Source organism: Levilactobacillus koreensis JCM 16448 (genome assembly GCF_001435525.1).
Taxonomy (GTDB): domain Bacteria; phylum Bacillota; class Bacilli; order Lactobacillales; family Lactobacillaceae; genus Levilactobacillus; species Levilactobacillus koreensis.
Genome location: NZ_AZDP01000006.1, coordinates 1 through 18,903, shown reverse-complemented (window position 1 = coordinate 18,903; position 18,903 = coordinate 1). Strand labels below are relative to the sequence as shown.

19 protein-coding genes are annotated in these 18,903 nt (G+C 50.9%); 4 read left to right on the top strand and 15 right to left on the bottom strand.

From position 1 onward, the window contains the following. Positions 1-152: 152 nt before the first annotated feature. From FC99_RS00245 to FC99_RS00230, 4 genes are all read right to left on the bottom strand, one after another. Positions 153-962, bottom strand: coding sequence for a DUF2399 domain-containing protein (locus tag FC99_RS00245; RefSeq protein ID WP_048733518.1), 810 nt, complete (start codon positions 960-962; stop codon positions 153-155). Continuing rightward, positions 943-4,077 (bottom strand): SbcC/MukB-like Walker B domain-containing protein, encoded by a 3,135-nt coding sequence (locus FC99_RS14055; RefSeq protein ID WP_048733520.1) that lies wholly within the window; start codon positions 4,075-4,077, stop codon positions 943-945. The genes FC99_RS00245 and FC99_RS14055 overlap by 20 nt, the downstream gene beginning before the upstream one ends. Then, positions 4,078-5,085, bottom strand: a complete 1,008-nt coding sequence (locus tag FC99_RS00235) for a hypothetical protein (RefSeq protein WP_048733523.1) — start codon at positions 5,083-5,085, stop codon at positions 4,078-4,080. It lies immediately after the preceding gene. Positions 5,086-5,289: 204 nt separating this feature from the next. Then, positions 5,290-6,798: a hypothetical protein gene (locus FC99_RS00230; protein WP_048733526.1), complete on the bottom strand. Its 1,509-nt coding sequence runs from the start codon at positions 6,796-6,798 to the stop codon at positions 5,290-5,292. Between the two features lie 187 nt (positions 6,799-6,985). On the opposite strand from FC99_RS00230, the gene FC99_RS14340 reads away from it, so the two are divergent. Continuing rightward, positions 6,986-7,117 carry a hypothetical protein gene (locus tag FC99_RS14340; RefSeq protein WP_268872108.1) on the top strand — a complete coding sequence of 44 codons (132 nt, stop codon included), beginning with the start codon at positions 6,986-6,988 and terminating at the stop codon, positions 7,115-7,117. A gap of 48 nt (positions 7,118-7,165) precedes the next feature. Here the strand turns inward: FC99_RS14340 and FC99_RS00225 are convergent, their stop codons facing one another. From FC99_RS00225 to FC99_RS00190, 8 genes are all read right to left on the bottom strand, one after another. After that, positions 7,166-8,056, bottom strand: a complete 891-nt coding sequence (locus FC99_RS00225; RefSeq protein WP_048733527.1) for an EamA family transporter — start codon at positions 8,054-8,056, stop codon at positions 7,166-7,168. Positions 8,057-8,187: 131 nt separating this feature from the next. Then, complete coding sequence (locus FC99_RS00220) at positions 8,188-8,787, bottom strand: ATPase (protein WP_048733529.1); 600 nt, start codon at positions 8,785-8,787, stop codon at positions 8,188-8,190. After that, complete coding sequence (locus tag FC99_RS00215; RefSeq protein WP_156166909.1) at positions 8,784-8,966, bottom strand: hypothetical protein; 183 nt, start codon at positions 8,964-8,966, stop codon at positions 8,784-8,786. Before FC99_RS00215 ends, FC99_RS00220 begins: the two co-directional genes overlap by 4 nt. A gap of 184 nt (positions 8,967-9,150) precedes the next feature. Next, positions 9,151-9,405 (bottom strand): CsbD family protein, encoded by a 255-nt coding sequence (locus FC99_RS00210; RefSeq protein ID WP_048733533.1) that lies wholly within the window; start codon positions 9,403-9,405, stop codon positions 9,151-9,153. Positions 9,406-9,496: 91 nt separating this feature from the next. Beyond that, positions 9,497-10,078 (bottom strand): hypothetical protein, encoded by a 582-nt coding sequence (locus tag FC99_RS00205; protein ID WP_048733534.1) that lies wholly within the window; start codon positions 10,076-10,078, stop codon positions 9,497-9,499. A gap of 161 nt (positions 10,079-10,239) precedes the next feature. Then, on the bottom strand, positions 10,240-10,791 hold the full coding sequence (locus FC99_RS00200) for a plasmid pRiA4b ORF-3 family protein (RefSeq protein ID WP_048733536.1): 552 nt from the start codon (positions 10,789-10,791) through the stop codon (positions 10,240-10,242). A 33-nt stretch (positions 10,792-10,824) separates the two neighbouring features. Next, a complete protein-coding gene (locus FC99_RS00195) occupies positions 10,825-11,802 on the bottom strand; it encodes an SGNH/GDSL hydrolase family protein (RefSeq protein WP_048733538.1) in 978 nt (325 codons plus the stop codon). Positions 11,803-11,809: 7 nt separating this feature from the next. Continuing rightward, the gene (locus tag FC99_RS00190) at positions 11,810-12,544 is read right to left on the bottom strand and encodes a DNA alkylation repair protein (RefSeq protein WP_048733541.1); all 735 of its coding nucleotides are present in this window, start codon (positions 12,542-12,544) and stop codon (positions 11,810-11,812) included. 376 nt (positions 12,545-12,920) lie between these two features. Between FC99_RS00190 and yaaA the strand changes: the two genes are divergently transcribed. Continuing rightward, entirely contained in the window at positions 12,921-13,667 is a 747-nt protein-coding gene (yaaA, locus tag FC99_RS00185) for a peroxide stress protein YaaA (RefSeq protein ID WP_048733543.1), read from the top strand. A gap of 114 nt (positions 13,668-13,781) precedes the next feature. Here yaaA and FC99_RS00180 read toward each other — a convergent pair whose 3' ends face one another. Further along, the gene (locus tag FC99_RS00180; protein ID WP_048733545.1) at positions 13,782-14,357 is read right to left on the bottom strand and encodes a TetR/AcrR family transcriptional regulator; all 576 of its coding nucleotides are present in this window, start codon (positions 14,355-14,357) and stop codon (positions 13,782-13,784) included. A 159-nt stretch (positions 14,358-14,516) separates the two neighbouring features. Between FC99_RS00180 and FC99_RS00175 the strand changes: the two genes are divergently transcribed. Continuing rightward, a complete protein-coding gene (locus FC99_RS00175) occupies positions 14,517-17,282 on the top strand; it encodes a YhgE/Pip domain-containing protein (protein ID WP_048733547.1) in 2,766 nt (921 codons plus the stop codon). Between the two features lie 65 nt (positions 17,283-17,347). Here the strand turns inward: FC99_RS00175 and FC99_RS00170 are convergent, their stop codons facing one another. Both FC99_RS00170 and FC99_RS00165 read right to left on the bottom strand, forming a co-directional pair. Then, positions 17,348-17,761 carry an OsmC family protein gene (locus FC99_RS00170; protein ID WP_048733549.1) on the bottom strand — a complete coding sequence of 138 codons (414 nt, stop codon included), beginning with the start codon at positions 17,759-17,761 and terminating at the stop codon, positions 17,348-17,350. 14 nt (positions 17,762-17,775) lie between these two features. Further along, positions 17,776-18,213: an OsmC family protein gene (locus tag FC99_RS00165; protein WP_048733550.1), complete on the bottom strand. Its 438-nt coding sequence runs from the start codon at positions 18,211-18,213 to the stop codon at positions 17,776-17,778. Positions 18,214-18,359: 146 nt separating this feature from the next. Here FC99_RS00165 and FC99_RS00160 point away from each other — a divergent pair, with 146 nt between their 5' ends. Then, positions 18,360-18,800, top strand: a complete 441-nt coding sequence (locus FC99_RS00160; RefSeq protein ID WP_048733552.1) for a MarR family winged helix-turn-helix transcriptional regulator — start codon at positions 18,360-18,362, stop codon at positions 18,798-18,800. The last annotated feature ends 103 nt before the right edge of the window (positions 18,801-18,903 follow it).

The following is an 18,903-nucleotide window of genomic DNA, read 5'->3' as shown; positions in this document are numbered from 1 at the left end:
CTTTGCTGCTTTGTTTATTACCGTGACCCTAGTAACTCTGGGAACGTGTCAGGTTCCTAGCGATTTGACTGCTCATAACAAAGACCTTTAACTACGACTAAAATGACGTCGAGAAACTTTCTACTCAAGTTTCTCGGCGCCATTTTTGACTCCTATTTCAATTTTAACCATGCAGTGATTAATTCTTCGTACTCCGTAATCAACTGCTCCTGTTCAACAAATTTTTTAACTAAGGTCAGTGAATTTAATTCCTGCTGAAACACCGGTGCCTTCACCGTCACTGGGCGTGTACGTTGTGAATCAGACTTACCCTTTAACGTCACCCATTTCAGGACATTCGCTGGACTCTGAAGCGCCGTAAATTCTGCTGGATCAATTGCCAACTCATTCAATAAGTGGTCAGCAATCTGAATTCCCCGACTATCAAGGTCACCTAGATAAGTAAAATGCACCCCGCGCTTAACCAGTGTACGCATCAACATCACGTATGCCGAGTTAAAATCATTCCCCGACTGATCGATTAACGGCCACTCTGGATGGCGCCGGTGCAACCAAGCAAAGACACCATTGTTCTCGACAATTATGATTCGATGATGACGTAAGGGAAAGTCGGCCATCGCCGTAATCTGCCATGGATTTAACGTTAGTGGCTGGGGTAGATCCGTCTCAAAAACATTGGCACAAATGAACGCCATTCCAATCAGCTTGGCCGGCACCTCGTCGACCTGTTGCTCAGTAAAGCAATGGGCTAATACCCACTGATAATAGTCATAAACGGCCGGATTCTCTTGCGCGTCATTCAAGCTATGCGCCGTCAATCCAGCCTCGACCGCTTGTTGTCCACGCGGCGGCAAGGTCTCGCCGGCAGCAATCCGATTAAACAAGCTATCCAACCGGGCAGCCTCCTTTGGTGCCGCTTTTCCCGTTTCCGCAACGTAACGCTTAAGATACCGACTTGGCATGCGCATCTCCCCAACTCAAGGCTTCTCGGATGATATTACGATGGAACCGCCCGTCATTTTGATTCTGGGGAGCAATCACATCATACGCAATATTGTCCACCCGGTCGGCCAAAATTTTATTTTGTGCACCACTCGGCATCGTCGCAATGAAATTAAACCCAAAACGAGCGATGGTCTTTGCAAAGGATTTCGCCGTTTCCGGATCCAATTTATCGGCAAACTCATCAAACATGACTAAATACGGTGCATCCTTCAGTTGTGCTCGTTGCAAGACCATCTTCGGCACCAGTAGCAAGGGTAAGACCATGGCTTGGGCCTTCTCGGCACCCGAACCCCCGGATTGAACGAATTTATCATCAACCTCTTCATAGTTATCCTCTGCACTCTGCCGCCGCTTGATAAGCACTTTAAAGGCTGACCATTGACGCGTGTCCAGCAAGCGTTGTGCCGCATCCATAAACAGATCATCATCGTCAGCAACGGTTAAATCATTGGCCAGTTTTTCCAACCGATTACGAATCTCCGCAACTAATGCTGGCCGTTTGTCCGCTAAGGGGTCACAAGCCTCCTTGATCACCTGATCACTGACCTCGGTTGGCGTCAACTCGACCTTCAACTTGATGCTTTGTTCGCGACTAACACCTTCAGTTAACATCCGGTTGTAGTCCGCAATTAACTGATACTGGGCTGTGATTCGCTGAATTGCCGCCGTTAAATACGTATCTTGAGCCACGTCATTTCCCGTCGTCAGTTCCTTCAACGACTTTGTCACATGATTCTGGTCCGTAGTCATCAACAATAAGGCCCGATTAATATCAAAGGCGACCACCGTTAACCCGTTCTGATTAATGGAACGTTGCTGGCGCATGGCACTCGCAAAGTCAGCATAGCCCCGCTCCTCAAATAGGGTATCCAGCGCATTACGGTCGGTCCCGTTGCTGTCATTGTGGTGGATCAACCGACCGATCCAATCGCTGATATCACCATAACTGCTGTTACGAACTTCGCTCCGATTCTCTTGTACAAATTCAATAGCATCGGTAATTGTGGTCAATTGCGCGTCTTGTGGCTGATATGGTGCCAACGTCTCCAATGCTGCTCGACTTTGCTTTGCCAATTGATCCAACCGAGTTGTCAAACGTGCCATGTCTTCTTTCGCCGTTGCAATTTTTCCTTCGGCTAAGGACCGCTGATTATCTAGTCGTTGTTGCTCCCCATTTAGCTGCGTCTGCTCCGCCTCAGCTTGCTTAATCTTCGTGTCAATTTCAGTGTCGACAATCAACGCATCGCGGCGCTGCTGAGTAGCTGCTATTTCTGCGGTCACGTGTCGCTCATCAAAATCAGGTTCAACGGCTGCTAAAACATCCGTAACCTGTTGATCAAAGAACTGTTGCTGTTGGGTCAATTGGTCAAGTTGCCGTTGACCTTCAGCTATCTTCTGCAACAGGTCCGTCAACAAACGGCGCTGCTGCCGTAAGTCAGTTAAGAAGTCCGGTGACTTAAGAATGTGCTTCAGGTCTGGATGAGCCTTTAACAGCTGCTGTTGTTTTGCTAATAGCCGCTGAAATTCCCCGTTCATCTGGGTGGCCCCGGCATCATGGACTTCCTGGTTATCCTGGTGAATATCCTTTCTGACCCGACCGTACAGTGGCCCTTGGGCGTGCTCATCGATTCGACCGCGTAGTTCGTCGCGCATCTCTACGACGATTTGAACATCCTTGCTCACCCGCTCCTTTGCACGCTCACAATCATCATATTGATTACGGAAATCTTTAAATTGCTGGAGATACTCCCCTAACCGCTGGGCTAATTTGGCTGAGTCGACCTCCGTCACAACGTCCATCAATTCTGGTAGTTCTTTTGCTTGGGCAGCTAGCTTGGTCAGCAATGGCCGCAGGTGCTGATCATTTAGGCCCCGTTGCTGGGTAGTCAACTCGCTTTGTTGCGTTGCGACCGTTGCTAATTTTTTCCGCAATTCAGTTAACTGTTCTTGTTGCTTGCGATACGTTAACAACCGCTGTTGGAGACTGGTAATTTGTTGCTCATACTCTTTACGGCGCTGCACAATACCGTTCTGATTGGCCTTCTCCTGGCGTAACCCCTTCAAAGTATCCTCAACCTGCGTGAGGTTCGTTGCCATTAATTCCAGTTGCTGTGTGACCCGCCCAATGGTCTGCTGATTTTGGCTTACGGTCTCTTGTTTGCCCTCAAAATCCTGATGTACCTGACTATAGGGATCCAGGGTCGCTTCACGGAGATGGTTCAAGTTACGCCAAAATATTTCTTTTTTCATCCGCTGAAGGCGCTCCTCAGCTTTCTTCAGACGTTGAAGCACACCCTTGGTTCGATTGACTTCTCGCTGGCTATCCGCCACCCGACCGATCACCTGTGAGTCAATACCCTCTTGTGCATTCTTCAAGGCTTCTCGAATCGGCGTAAACCGTGCATTTCCTCCAGTCAAAATGGGCGATGCTAATAATCGATAGACCGCGGCCAATTTACCCAGCGCTTCGCCATTCGAAAACCCGTAAACCTGTGTGGCGACGTACTCACGGTAAGCCGGCGCCTGATTAAATAGGTGTAATTGCTCACCCAAACCAGCATTTGCTGCACGAAAGGCTTCTTCACCTAAGCTACTTCCGTCAGCATCGGTCGTCACAATGCTTAACGCATCTGTCACATCATCACTGATTACAACAAACCACCAAGTTGGTTTACGCAGCTCGCCCACAGCACGATGCGCGCCCAAGCCCAAAATAACTTGACGCGTCTTTGATTGTAGCAAAAGATAGCTGTAGCCAGTGCGGACCTTCATCGCTCCTGGTCCCCAGCCCAATAACATACTCTCAAAATTCCGCGTATCACGCTGACTATTCCGTGGCGTTCCCGTACTCTCCAAACGATCGGTTCCCTTAGCCGAATTAAACGATGGCGTGGCAATCGACCCATCGATCAACATCGGAAAGAAACAGTTGGCCAAGGTCGTCTTCCCCGCTGCATTCTCCCCAATCAATGTAAGATTACCGTTTTTCGCAGCAGCTAGGTCTAGACTCGAATATTTATTAAAATTTCGCAGGTGAAAACTCACCGGCGTTAATTGATGTCTCACTGTCATTTACTTCTCCTCCGTTGTGGCCTGCTGCGTGCGCATAGAAAATCGGTGAGCAATCGGTGTCGGGCTGACATAGCCATCGCGCTCACGTACCAATGCCATCTCAGTTAGCGCTTGTTTGACCAGCGTAACGTTAATCGTGCTCTCTGGAAATAGCTGATGGATAATCTGATGAATTCGTGTCGTCACCGTATCCGTTGGCAGACCCACTCCCAATGAACGTGCTACTGCAACGGCGACGACTGCGGGCTTGGCCTCACTTTTCTTTCGTGACTTATCCAGCAGTAAGGCATAGTCATCCCCACACTCCAGATCAAATCGGTCTAATTGGGCCCACTGCTCGGCAATCTCTGCCTTATGCGTGACTAAGTCTAACCAAACCCGTGACGAACGATCCACGTACCGTTGCGTTAGTAACGCCCGATTCACCCGTTGCAGCGGCGTCGGCTCCGGATCCACCGTGGCCGCCTGCAGGTGTTCCACCAAACACGCCGCCACGTAATTAAAGTCCGGGCTGACATCCCAGTAATCATCAATTTCTTCCGTGCGTTCAACGGCGCTGACCTCTGGCATGTCCGGGGTGAACAGGCCAAACCGGTCAACAAATAACGCCGTGATCCGGCGGCGGATTTCCTTTTCATCAAGGTTCACGACTTCACTGTGGACCTGACGGACGATGGTCTGCGTCAAGACGACCCGGTCACTCTGCTGATTCTGTAATTCCGGTAAATTAATCACAGCCTTGAGTGTCGCCAGAAAGACGTGGACCGAATCGGCATCCAGTCGCTGGTTCCCTGGCAGAAACAAGAGATTTTCCTGATAGTTATCTGGTACCACTCCTAGTAGACCCTTGAAAAAGCTATTTAACCGTTGCTGGGTCTGGGGCCGCTTTAGGGCGTTAATGGCATCTGCCATTTGCCTACTAGTCTGCGGTGTGATGGTGCTAGTGAAAATACCATGATTTAATAACTCATTGACGATTAATTGTTCTGGTCCGTGTAAGTCGCTCATAGGCACCCACTATGCGAGTTATGAAAAATTCTGGCCTATGAAAATGCCGCAGCGAACTTTTCAAATTCACATATTTCCTTTCTTTGTTTTGTCAGTATAGCACGCTAAAACGAACAAATGTTCTTATTTACATAAACAATATAACCTTTACCAACTCAGTACAAGCTGTTCGCCTATCAAATCTTGTGCGTGGCAGATTGCTTCCTATAGAGAATCTACAGTTGGTGCAAACCAAACCGCAAATCCACTTGGCAAGGTCACCGTATAGGCCTCGTCGCCGCAATGGACGTGAATTGGCTGACTATTCGGTAAGGTTTCGACCTTCACGACGGGGCGACCAAACGGCGCAAAGCTATCGTAATGGTCAATTCCGGTCGCACTATACAGCCGAATTACCTCATCGCGCGCGTGAATCGAAGTCATTTCCAAATCGTGATTGACCTCCCCATAGTCGGCACGCTGCATGATCACGCGCTGGAACTCTGCCAGCCCTGCTTGATCATCTGCCACATCGGGGTCATCGTCCGCTAACTGCGGGTTATCCGCCTCGGTGACGGCCACGGTTCGCTGTGGCATGGCTTCGTAAACGACCGCCCCCATTGTTGTGGCGTCCAATAAATCAGCAGCATCATCTACCTCTCGATCCTGAGGGAGGTGCCGTGGCAACGGTTGCCGGACGACGACCGATTGGTAGTGCGTCAGCAACTCATCAATTTTCCCGGTCAATGCTTGAATATCGACCGTCTGACCCTGAATATGATCGTACTCCTGACTGAGCAGGCGAATCGCATCGAGAATCGTTTGAAATAGGAGGTAGACCGTGTCCATACTACTATCAATAGCGGTAGGACTGGGATCAAAACTTGCAGCCAAGCGATCTAATTGCCGTTGCGTATAGTCCCGCGCCTTCTGGAAACGAAGTAACATTTTTCCTTGATCACCCACGGCATGCGCGGCGTCCAAGTCATCACTCCCCTGTTGGCTACGGGCTACTCGTTGGCTAAAGTCTGTGGAGTTGGCCAATGCCTGCAATCGGGGTCCCTGCGCGAGTAATTTTCGAAACGCTGGAATCGCGCGGTCTCGTAGCATTCCTTGCAGGTGGTTGGCTGCCTCACCACCGTGATTGAACGCCAAGTCGTTCGCTAACTCACTGAGATCTTCGTCCAGCTTATGCATCCCCTTCATCACGTCCGCGTAGGCTGCCAGCATGTTCTGAAAGTCGTTGTATAATTGCGTGCTATCTGCGGCTAAACTGGGGTCCGTTAGTTTGACGACTAGATCACAGTATTCTTGAATCCGCGTGATGTTGGCGGTCACCGTATTGTCGGCGTCGATAACCCGCTGCATCATGGTCAGATACTCGATACCACTGCTGGTGATCTTGTACACGAACGACTGCTGAATGTGATAGGCCCCATTTTTCATAGGTAACCGCACTTTTCGGGGCGCAACCTCGACCAATTTAGCTTGATCACTTAAAACATCCAAAATGCGTTTCAAGACAACGTCGGTCAACGGTCGTTCATCCAACTCAAGGTAGTTGGCGTTGTAAGCTTGTAACAAGGTTCCCAGTGTGGTCACGACGCCACTCATGGCACCATCATGGTATAAAATGGTCAGTACGTTCCAGCCGGCCAGCCGGTGGTCACGACTCAACCCCAAATTGCTGGCTAATAAAAGATCTCTTAGTTTGTTGGATAAAGTAACGGCGATGATGGCAGCCCCCTCTTCGTTTTCCTTTTAGTATACGTAAAACTCGTTACTCGGTCTAGACAATCCTCGCCCTTAACCTAGCAGTTCTAGTATGTCCGGTCAATCAAACCGCGGCGCGAGGAACGGTGACCGACCGCAACGACTTTTCACTCGATTCATGGTAAACTACCGGTGAGGAGGCCTCGCCATGAGCAAAACGTTGAAAATGATTCTCGCCATTATCATTCTCGGTGCCACCGCCAGTATCGTGCTGGGACACCGGATTGTTCGCAGTCAAGCGGTCGCAACACCAACTGTTTTCGTACAGAAGACAAGTTAAAAGGACGATGACAATTTGTCACCGTCCTTTTGTTTCACATGAAACATTTTAGTTAAGTTGACTGCGGCGCTGCATCCCCCAAATGTTGGGTAAGACGACCGCCGTAATAATGATGACCACACCCAGCATTTGCAGCCAGCTCACGGTTTCGCCTAGTAAGATAAAGGCGACCGTGATGGATGACGGCAATTCCAGTGAGGACAAAATTGGGCCGATTCCCAGGTCCAAGTACTGCATGAAGATCGAGTAGGCCACCAACGGAAAGACCATTGAGAACAAGGCAATCAGCATGCCCCAGCCAATCGTTGGCGCTGTGATACGGGCCGTCGCAATTTGTGGTCCCCAAACAATGGAGATCAGGAGAAAAGCGCCGACACAGAGCAACCACGTTTTGCTCAAGGGGTCGAGATTGTTACCCAGACTAGCCGTAAACTGCATAGTGCAGGCATAAGCACAGGCCGCCAGAAAGCTGAGAAATAGTCCCCACGGCGAGAGTGCCTGTTCAATCGGAAAGAGCCCCGCTGCCAATACCGTCCCAATCAGAACCAGCACGATGCTCAGTACTTGCAACCGCGTTGGCCATTGCCGATGGATGACGGCGCCCAATAGGACCGACAACCAGACGGCCTGCATCAGCATGACCGCGGCCGCAGCCACCGGAATTAATTTCAGCGACTGGATGTAGAACGTATTCGTGAACCCAGAAGCCGTCCCCGCAGCAATCACCAACAGAATCTGTTTCCAGTTGGTGTGCTGATAACGTAGCCACCGTCGCCGAGCAATATGAATCACCCCGAGAATGATGACAGCGCTTAAAAACGACCAGAACAATAGCGGCCCGTTGACGACGCCTTCGCGAGCAGCAATTTTAAATAACGACGCGGGCACACCAAAACTGAGCGCGCCCAACCCCACAAACAGGGGTGCTAACTTCTTCAAAAACTCACCTCATCTAAATTAAGACTCCGAGGTCTATTATACACGTCTAGATTAGGAGATAGCGGGTGAGGTGCATGCCAGGTACAATGATTTCAAATACATATGGACACTTACCACTTTCCGATTATTATTCAAAGATAGTCAGGAAATATATCTGCTTCTTGAGGAAGCCAGTCATAAAGCGGAAGTATATTAAAATCAATGTTCTGATTTGTACGAGAGTAAATTAACTTATTTGAAACATCATTATCAAAAATTCTCACTCTATCAGCAACTTTAGCAATTTTTGGCAAGTTACTAAGTGTTTTCACATACCGTTTCAAAACAGTTTGTTCTGGTACACCGTGTCCACCTTTTTTTACACGAATTTGTACCCGCTCTACCGCTGTTTGTGGACTTCTAACAGCCAAATAATACAGTGATATCTCAAATTTTTGCTGACGTGCTTCCGCAATTATATCAAGTAACGTTCGCGCATTTCCCGATAACGTCGTCTCCATATGAAATGCTTGCTTCTCTTTGATAGCCTGATGGATTTTAATTAACTCTTGACGCATCGCCCTTAAGTTATCAGCTGACTTACGCCAATCCCCATGTTGTTGACGTAAAATTTCGTCCGCATTAATTCGGATTGTGCCTGTAAATAAATACTCATTACTGGAATAAAAAGTCGATTTTCCAACACCATTAACCCCAGCAATAATAATACATTGCGGACGCTTTACCGTCATCGTACAAACTCCTTTTGATCAATAATCTTCTTTTGTCTCTGACCAATTACGTAGTCATAAGCTGCGACATAGATTGCCTTTTTCGTCGGGTCTTTTTCATTTTCGATACCTGCCATCAGCGCTGATGGATCAAGTCTTTGTGCATCTTCAATCAGCTTGTTGATATCTTTTTCGGCCATAACATCAACCTCCTCGTAATTGTTGCATAGATTATACCACGCTATGGTGTCTACCACCGTCAGGTCCATCTCCTACCCTCAAGATTCGTCATTAATTTCTAATCTCATCACACCATTACCTACTATTTGTTCCACGTGAAACAAAAAAAGCGGCCACCCATCACTTCCGGTGCCGCTACCTAACCTATTCTGCTAACTCTTCCCGTACACCTTCGATTGCATCTTTAACTTCGCCGCGGCCCTCGTGAAATTTTCCTTTGAGTTGGTCGACCGGATCATCGGCGACTGCGCCCTTCAGCTGCTCGACCTTGCCAACCACCTTGTCGGCAGCACTATCGGCATGGGCTCGCAGCGCACGCAATTGTTCCTTATCCTGGAACAACAAGTAACCTAACGCCACGTTGGCCGCTAAACTGACACCTAACAGTAGATTTCTCATGAGAGTCGCCTCCTAAAATTAGTTGTGTTGACTAACAGTTATTGTAATAACTAGTATATCGAAGTATGTATTCTCGACGCAATCAATCTGCTCACAGCTCCAGCGGGTTCAGTGCCGCCAATGCCAAAATATAAACGGCCAACGTCACGACGACCCCGATCCAATTTTCTCGCCAACTGGTCAAGAAAGCTTGGCCCCAGCGAACACTGTAATGGTCACTCACCACAAATTTGGTTCCCAATTGCGTGCTACGTGCTAGTCGGGTCGCAAAGTATAAGACGCCCAACTGGCCGATGACTAATAGTGTCCGCATAAAGAAGATGTCCCCGCCATCATTAAACGACATACCCAGTTGCGCTAGACTGCTCACACTGATGCTAATCCCCCACATCACCGGTAGTGCTAGCGGCCACTTCACTGGTAACATCGAGAATAGGATCAATACGCCCATAAACCGCACACCAGTCCAGCTCGCGTCTAAGAGCGACCCACCGGTAAAATGAATCGGCGCTGGAATTGCCGGCGTATAGCCCTGTTTCGTGAATAAGCTTAAATTTAATAGCAAAATAATAATGCCCCACCCAATAAAAAAGGTAATGACACTGGTTGACGTCTGAAACGTCTCACTCGGTCGAAAAGGCGCGACCCACCGCCGTTTACTCTCAACTTTCACACACAAGACCCCTTCCATTCATTATCAAAATGAGAATTCTAATCATTTTATCATTTAATAGTCAGATTACACGTTCAATCGTTAACCGTCAAGGGAATTTTTGGTCAACTAACCATCTTATTTCACAGATACCATTAGGGGCTCACAATTGCCTCGCTTACCTAATAATCATTAAGTTCAAACAACAAACTATTCCCGGCTGTCGCCCACTTCTCAAGTTGAGTATTGAGCGCTTTTCGATCATAGGGGACCGACACATCCTCATCCTCACCGAGGCCCCGGGCATCCTCCCCAGGGGCTGCACCAGACCCCCGAACACAGCTAGGCAAGGTCCGACCATCCAGTTCATTAAAGGTCAGCAGGTGTTTCAGCCGAATTTCGTGCTCCCAGCAATCGCCGAAGTCATACTTGTAAATTACCGGCCCAGCGATCAAATCTTGATAGGGGTAAGCTTCATTCGTCCCAATCTCCACAAGCCCAAACATGCTATTGGCGGAACCATTATCCGGCTCCGGTACGTATTCACGGTCTTGATTACCTTTGGGATGAAAAAGGTGCAAGTGCTCGTTCTCCCAGCCAAACGTCAATTGTAGAAGAACATTCAGCTGATCATAACGTAGCGAAATGGGCACAATGAGTGTCCGCCAAACTGCGGGTATCACGTCTTCAAGCTTAATCGTAATTTCCATCGCTACTGGTGGTTGTTCTGTCATCTTAAAATCTCCCTTTCCTATTATTAATAATTGTTAATTATTAGTTATTAATAGTTCTGAGTACAATTCTCGTAATTTTTCCGCCAGTTTCTGTCCCGCTAACCGTGACCCGGCCGTGTCTACGTGAACCCCATCCGTTGTGGTCGGTTGCCAATCGGCTGTGGCGATGAGGTCAGCCCCCACCCGTTTCGTCACTGCCGAGATGACTGCGGCGAAATGTTGATTGAATGGGACCATCACCGCCACCTGACTCGCCGGGTACAGGCGTTGAATCTGGCGTAGAAACTTTACAAATAACGGTTCAAACTCCGCCGCTGTGATTCGCCGGTCATTTGTGCCCACATTGACCACGACAAGGTCCGTTTGCTCCGGTTTCCACGGCGTTCGGTCATCGATTGCCGTCAAAACTTGTGGTAGCGGGGGTACGCCACCGGTTCCCGGCCAGGACACACCGGCCGCACTGTAGGCCACCCGCACATCGCGTAATCCAAACAAGTCACTGGCAATGGCGGCGTAGTTGCCCTCCGCGCGGTAATCTACCGCGGCGTGCCGGCCAGGAATCACCCAGCACCCGGCCGTAATCGAGTCGCCAATGAAGGTGACGCTGTGCTTCCCCGGTCGGACCGGCTGCAAGTCACCATCACTCGTCACCGACTGTACGGCAAACCCCGCATCGGTCGCCCACAGTTGGTCCGCATCCGTATTGCCACTCATGACCACCCGGATCACGTGACGGTGGCCGTCCAAGACCAAGCGCCACGGCAACGTTTCGACCGCAATCCGTTGATAGGGCAGGCCGTCGATCTGCACAGCTATCCAGGGGCTGACATCGCTGGCTAACTTTAGTATATTAAGGGTTACCAAGCTGGCCTGGTCAACACGGAACCAGAACTCCGCGCCCAGATTCGTACTATACATGACGCGTTGCCCACGAATCGTCTTTTCGACCCAACGGCCTTGAAAATACACCGGCATCAATGGGTTATTCGCCGTTACTGCCTGTACTTGCATCTCATCATCACCGTCCCTTATCCATCCGCCGTCGTTCTTTTAAAATCGCCGTTAGCTCGGCCTTTTCAGCAGGTGTCGTGTGCGTCAGTGACTTGATTTTCGCCACTGTCCGTTGCACAACCGCTAAGCTAACCCCCGTTCGCAACAACTCGTAAATCTCAGCGGGTTGCTTTGAAAATGCCGCCGCCAGTAACCACGCTTGCCCCATTTGCACGTAGTAGTGATTGCTCGTCACACCACTAGCCAACTGAAGCGCGGTAGCAATCATCTCGGGTGTCAGGTAGAATTTTAGCAGAAAAACTAGTCCCACTCGCTGCTGCCATGGATTTGTCGACTTGAGGTAACGCGTGATGACCGCCAAGAATTTCTCACGAAAGGCCCGCACCTGTTTAAAATGAATCACCATGTCACAGACGGCCCAATTATCGGCCAACGAAATGTAGTGTTCACAGTGAATCGCCAGTTCTGAACACGTTAACGGTAAATTGCTGATGACGTATCCCTGAATAATGATGACTTCATAATATTCCGTCCCTGCAACTTGCAAGAAGTCAGTTGCCGTACCTTGACTGATTGCCTTACCCAGCTCACGCAACGTCTTCATTGGAATTCCCAAAATTGGCCGCTCCGTTGGGACTATCTTCGCCATTCGCGGTACGGATTGGGGATTGCCTAACCCTGCTAATTCCTCCAGAAACGCTTGATACCCATCTCGATCCCACTTAATAGTCGTCAGATTCATCCCGTCTCATCCCTTCTGGCGCAAGTCTTGCCCTAATTATTTCATAGGCTTGGCCGAAGTACCAGTCCCTTGACGACAAATGTTCCACGTGAAACAACCAATTTTGCTTGACTTGCCCTAGTCGGTCGTGCGATACTACTCGTGGTGCCAAACCAAGGTGGGGGTACGCGATCGGTGCGCAAGCATTCCGAAGGTCGCCGCACCTCACCACTTCAGTCTCGCGTTCTGCGCGGGGCTGTTTTTTATTATCTAAAATGCTATCCTGATTGGAAGAGCGCCCGATTAGCCGCTACTTTGCCTCATTGATTAAGCCTCATTCCCATCAGTCTAGTGTTTCACGTGAAACAGCAGTCGCCCTTGAAAGGAGTCCGCGTCCTTGAAAATCATCATCGCACCAGCCAAAAAAATGGTCGTCGACACCGATACCTTCGGCTACGACGACACCCCCCAATACTTAGCACAAACGCAACAGATACTGGCCGAGCTGCGTCAATTGACCTACGCACAGGCCAAAACCCTCTGGCACTGCAGCGACAAGCTTGCTCAGCCCAATTACGATTGGCTACAAAAACTCGACCTCAATCGGCAACTGACGCCCGCCCTGCTTGCGTTTTCCGGTATCCAATACCAATACATGGCGCCGGACTTATTTACCGCCCCGGCCTTGGATTACGTGCGGGCCAACCTGCGCATTCTTTCTGGATTTTACGGAATTCTCCGGCCATTTGACGGGGTCGTTCCCTACCGCCTAGAAATGCAATCCAAATTACAGGTTGCGGGCACCCCCAACCTCTACGCCTTCTGGCAAGACCGGCTATACCGGGCGCTTGCGCCAACCGCAGAACCCATTGTCAACCTGGCCTCACAAGAATACGCCAAGACGATTCGACCCTATCTGCAGCCACAGCAGCCCTTCATCACCGTCGTCTTTGCCAGTCTGGTCGCTGGCAAGCTCAAGACCAAGGCCACGCTGGCTAAAATGGCCCGCGGCGAAATGGTCCGCTTTCTGGCCGAACATCAAGCCGCCACGATTGCTGACATCAAGGACTTCGACCACCCGGACTGGGCATTTTCACCCGCGCATTCGACGGCGAGTGATTTGGTTTTCATCTATCAAAAATAAGATCGCCGACAACTCGTCAGCGGTCTTTTTTGCATCTCTAAGCTTATACCGGGACTATTCAATTGTCAGCCCTAACGCTCATCAGCTAATCACCTGTTGGCCCGCTCCTTTTGACTAACGCACGGTCTCCAAGAAGCCCTGTAACCCATTCAAGTTCAATGCCATGATTCGCCGACGAAAGTCCGCCTTGGACATCGCTAATTCACCCGTGATGTAGAGCCGAAACAGCGTCAGCGTACTGTTGATCAGAAAGTTCACGCCGAGTAGTGCATCAACTTCACTGAGCTGATAATCCGTTTGAAAGTTGGCTGCCAGTCCCGCCACGACCCGGTTCTTCACCCGCCGCGACAAGAAACTGTAGTCGTCCGACGTCAATATAAAGGTATAGAACTTAGGCGCTTGGTCAAAAAAAGCGGTCAGCCGATCGAACCAGACGCCGGAGTGGTTGAGCGGGTCATGGTTCGCCGGTTCTCGTAGTAATAGGCTGAGTAATTGGTCGGCGATCTCTGCCGTAAAACTGTCGGCCAGGTCGTCGATCGAGTCAAAATGTAGATAGAACGTCTTGCGGTTGATATTGGCCTCATCAGTCAGCTGTTGCACGGTAATTTCATGGAAGCGGTACTGCTGAGCTAGTTTTCTAAAGGCTGCTCGTAGCGCTTCGTTAGTTCGGATAACACGTCGATCTGTCATCGAATCCCTCCATTAGACCCCAGATGTGGCGAACCTGTGGCTTAATCCTCAGGTTGCCCTACTTTGTTGTGGACGTTCAGTACCGGACTCGGTATGATTTGGCCACATGTGAGGTGCATCTTTTGCTCACAGGATACCATAGAACGGGGGGCGTCGCCGATGATTCATGCAGAATGGCGATATTTAATCAAGCACAAGTTTTTACTGGTGGTGTTGGTGGTGGTCATGTTGATTCCATCCATCTACGCCGTAACGTTTTTAAAGTCATTGTGGGACCCCTACGGTAAGTTAGCTGACCTGCCAGTTGCCGTGGTCAATCAGGATCGACCGGTCACGTATCAGGGCACTCATTTGGCAGCGGGGAAGGATCTCACGCAGAATTTGAAGGCCTCGACTGCGATGAAATTTAAACCGGTCACCACACAACGAGCGGCCGAACGCGGATTAACTAACGGCAAATACTACATGGTGATGACGATTCCCCATGATTTTTCGCACAACGCAACCACGCTGATGGCAACCACGCCGCGGCGAATGGTACTGCACTATCAGACCAGCGCGGGTCACAATTACACGGCGTCCAAACTGACTGCGACGGCCGCTAAGTCCGCCGCCCAATCCGTGGGGGAGCAGGTGACCAAGAGCTACGCCCACACCCTATTTACGGCTATTAAGAGGCTGGGGACCGGATTAAAGACTGCCGGAAAAGGGAGCCAAAAGTTAGCGACTGGCAGCCAAAAATTGACCACCGCCGATAGCAAAATCGCGCAGGGGTTGACCACCCTGACCGCTAGTAGCGTGGCGCTGACCAACGGTGAACAGACCATTACCAGCAAGCTCACCGATTACGTTGGTGGCGTACGTCAGGCTCAAGCCGGGAGTCACCAGCTCAGCACCGGCCTCGACCAACTGCTCAGTCAGTCCAACCAGATCGTCAGTGGTATCCGGCAGCTCGCGACTGGCAGCCACCAAGTCAGCAGTGGCGTGGCCGCCTACACGCAAGGTACGAGCACGATCAACACGGCGGCTGGCAAGGTCGCTAGTGGCAGTCAAACAGTGAACGCCGGCACACAAAAGGTCGTCAGCGGGATCGCCGCCACCAATTCCGGTACGCAGCAACTCAGCTCCAATTTAACGACCCTGAATGCGAACACCGGCCAATTGACCGGCAGCATTACCACCCTAGCCGATGGCAGTCAGCAGCTCACCAGTAAATTCGGTCAGCTGGTAACCGGTAGTACGGCGCTGACGGCTGGTTTACAACAGATTCAAGCCGGATTGACCTCATCACAAGGGCAACAGGCCGCCCTCAAATCTGCGGTCAGTCAGTTGGCCGGAAGTACGCAGAGCACCGACGCCGTTAAGACCGACGCCAATCGTCTGCAGACGGCGCTGACCACTCTGGCCGCAACTAACCAGGAAAGCGATCTCCAGAGTAAAGTGGCCGCGGCGGCCGATTCCCAAAAGTTGACCGCCACCCAAAAGGCCGCGATGCTCAAGGCCGTCAGCGGCAATCCCAGCAGTGACGCGTTGACCACAGCCCAAGCCGCGGCAAAACAACTCAGTAATGATCTCACCAGTCTCAGCACCACAACTAGTGCCATGACGACCCTGAAGAACGGCCTAAGCACCGCTGCCACTAAGCAAGACCAGCTAGCCAGCAGTCTCGCTACCCTAACGACCGGTGCTCAAGGCTTAACGTCTGGCCTACAACAAGCCAATCAATCGTTGGGTAACCTGAGTACCGGACTGACCACCCTCAATAGTAAAACCCCGACCTTGACGGATGGACTCACTCAACTGACCACCGGTGCAACCCAGCTGGCGACCGGCACCCAGCAACTAGCGACTAAGAGTGGGAATCTCGCACAAGGAACCGCACAACTAGCTAACGGTGGCAGTCAACTGGCTGCCGGGGCTCACCAACTAACTACCAAGAACATCACGCTAAACAGCGGTGCAGCAAGCTTGGCCAGTGGTCTGGAGACGCTAAACGATAAGACACCCCACCTCAAACAAGGGGTCACCCGGCTAGCAGCCGGCGCAAACACGCTGAACGACGGCTTAACCACTTTGGCAACCAGTGGGCCGCAACTAACCAGCGCCATGCAGACGGTCGCAACGGGAAGCGGTCGCCTCACAGCTGGCGCAACAACCCTCGCAACCGGTGCCGGTCAAGCTGCCTCGGGTGCGGCCACCGTCACCAACGGCAATGCCAAGTTGGCATCTTCACTGAAAGGTGCTAGCAAGCAGGCCACCGTTCATCCCTCCCAACTGACGTACCGCCAATTTGCCACCCCAACGGCTACTGCGCATAGCGACCACGACGACGCCCCGGATAACGGGACTGGAATGGCCCCTTACATGATGTCGGTCTCCCTGTTCGTTGGTGCGCTGGCGTTCAATCTGATGTTTGATATGTATACGCCGCGCAAATACCCGCGGACTGGCTGGGGCTGGTGGCTCGGCAAGGCGTCGATCATGAACGCCTTCGTTTTGGGCGAAACCCTCTTTATGACAGTCTTGATGGCCAGTGTCGACGGCTTGGCCCCGATTCATCCGTGGGCGACATTTGGCATGATCCTGATCACCGGAACGGCCTTCATGAGCATCGTCTACTGGCTCAATCTGGTCGTCGGCAAGGTCGGTGCGTTCTTCAGCATGATCCTGCTGGTGCTCCAGCTGGGCAGCTCGGCCGGGACCTACCCGCTGCAACTGACAAATGGCTTCTTCCAGGCGATTCACCCGTGGCTGCCGATGAGCTACTCGGTCAGTGGTCTGCGAGAAACGCTGATGATCGGCCACTCGGCGCTACCGGAAATGGCGATTCTGTTCGCTGTCACCCTGACTTTCTCGCTAATGGGCGTACTCTTCTACACGCGACGGCATGGCCGCGTTAAGGAAATGGACATTCCGGAGATTTAATCCAAACACAAAAAGGAGTTGCTTACTCACGACCCATCGGCCATTGGTAAGTAACTCCTTTTTAGCTACCCAACTACCGTAACGCCAGTCCGTTTAACCGGCACGGTGTTGGTCAAATTGTCCATCACGGGACAGGTATTCTCCGCGAATTCCATGAATTCATTGCATTTTTGCTTGCTTTCGTCCGTATTGAAATAGACGGCCACACCGATCCTGTCTAGCCCTAGTCGTGGCGAATCGTCGTCTTTCCGGCCTTCCAAGGTATAGTAAAAATCACGGTAAGTAAAGTTTTGCCGCTTGTCAAATGAGGCCATCACAATAGCTTCACATGCGCCTAATGCCTGTAGAATCGCTTCGTGGGAACCAACCGTTGCCGGTGAGTCCGTGGCGAAGTTGACCTTGAAGTCTCGGACTGTCGCTTGATATTCATTTGGCCGCTTCGTCCCGGTCACTCTAACTTTAAACGTCTCCATTGCCATGTTGGGTTCCTCCTTTACACGATTTCAACTTGGTCCAACGCGATAGTGACCCCGTTACTCAGCATGTCCTTTACGGGACAGTTGGCTTCGACCTTGTCAGCGAATCGATCACAGGCGGCCTGGGTCTCGTCCGTCTTGAACGCTAAGTTATAGCGAATCTCTTGAAACCCGTTGCGGATGTCCGGATCACCCATAAAACCCGCAGCGTCCAAATCTCCTTCGAGCGCGACCGTCATTTGTTCATAGTTGAATTTGTTCGTAGCTGCCAACTCCGTAGCTGTTTCCTGTAGCGAGGTCCCCAACGCGGAGAGCACCAGTTCGACCGGATTCATCCCCGTATTGCCACCACCCAGACTAGCTGGCTCATCAATCGTCGTATGGATACCGCGCGAATGAACATCGACCTGCAGACTAGAATCGGTTTTTCTGGCTGAAGCTTGATAACGTTCCATCAGTGTAGCCCCCTATTGCGAAATTTGATAAGCGCTTATATCCCCAGTATAATGAAATGATGAGCAAAGTCAATAGTTAGCTAACTATCTATTTTCGTCTGGAAAATGGTATAATGTAAAAAAAGTTATGAGGTAGGTGTACGGCCATGGCCACGTCCCAATTTGATCTAGATAGCTGCATCATGTGTATCACGTCTCGCAGCAGTAAGCTGTTTTCCAATAAATTCAACGATGTCATGGCGCCAATGGGGCTGAATCGTAGTGCCTGGATGGCTCTCTATTACATCGACCAACAGGGACAGCCCAATCAACGCGACTTGGCCAACCTGATTGGGATCACCGGTCCCAGTATGGTCAAAATCGTGAATCAACTGAATCTAACTAATCTCATCACGGTTGCCGTCAGCACCCACGACCGGCGCGAACGCCTACTGACCCTGACATCGGCGGGAAGCGACCTCCTAGCACAGACCATTCCCCTCGCCGAAGCCTTTCGCGAGCAAGTCACCGCGGGAATTCCACAGGCCGACCTCGACACGCTGGCCCGAGTCATGGAACACATGATGCAAAACGCAAGCGACCTCTAATGCTCGCCGGCTCCCCTTTGTCACACGTTTCAGCCATATAAATTCGAAGATCGAGTAGGAGGTAGTCGATTATTTCAACTACCGACCTCTCACACCACCGTAC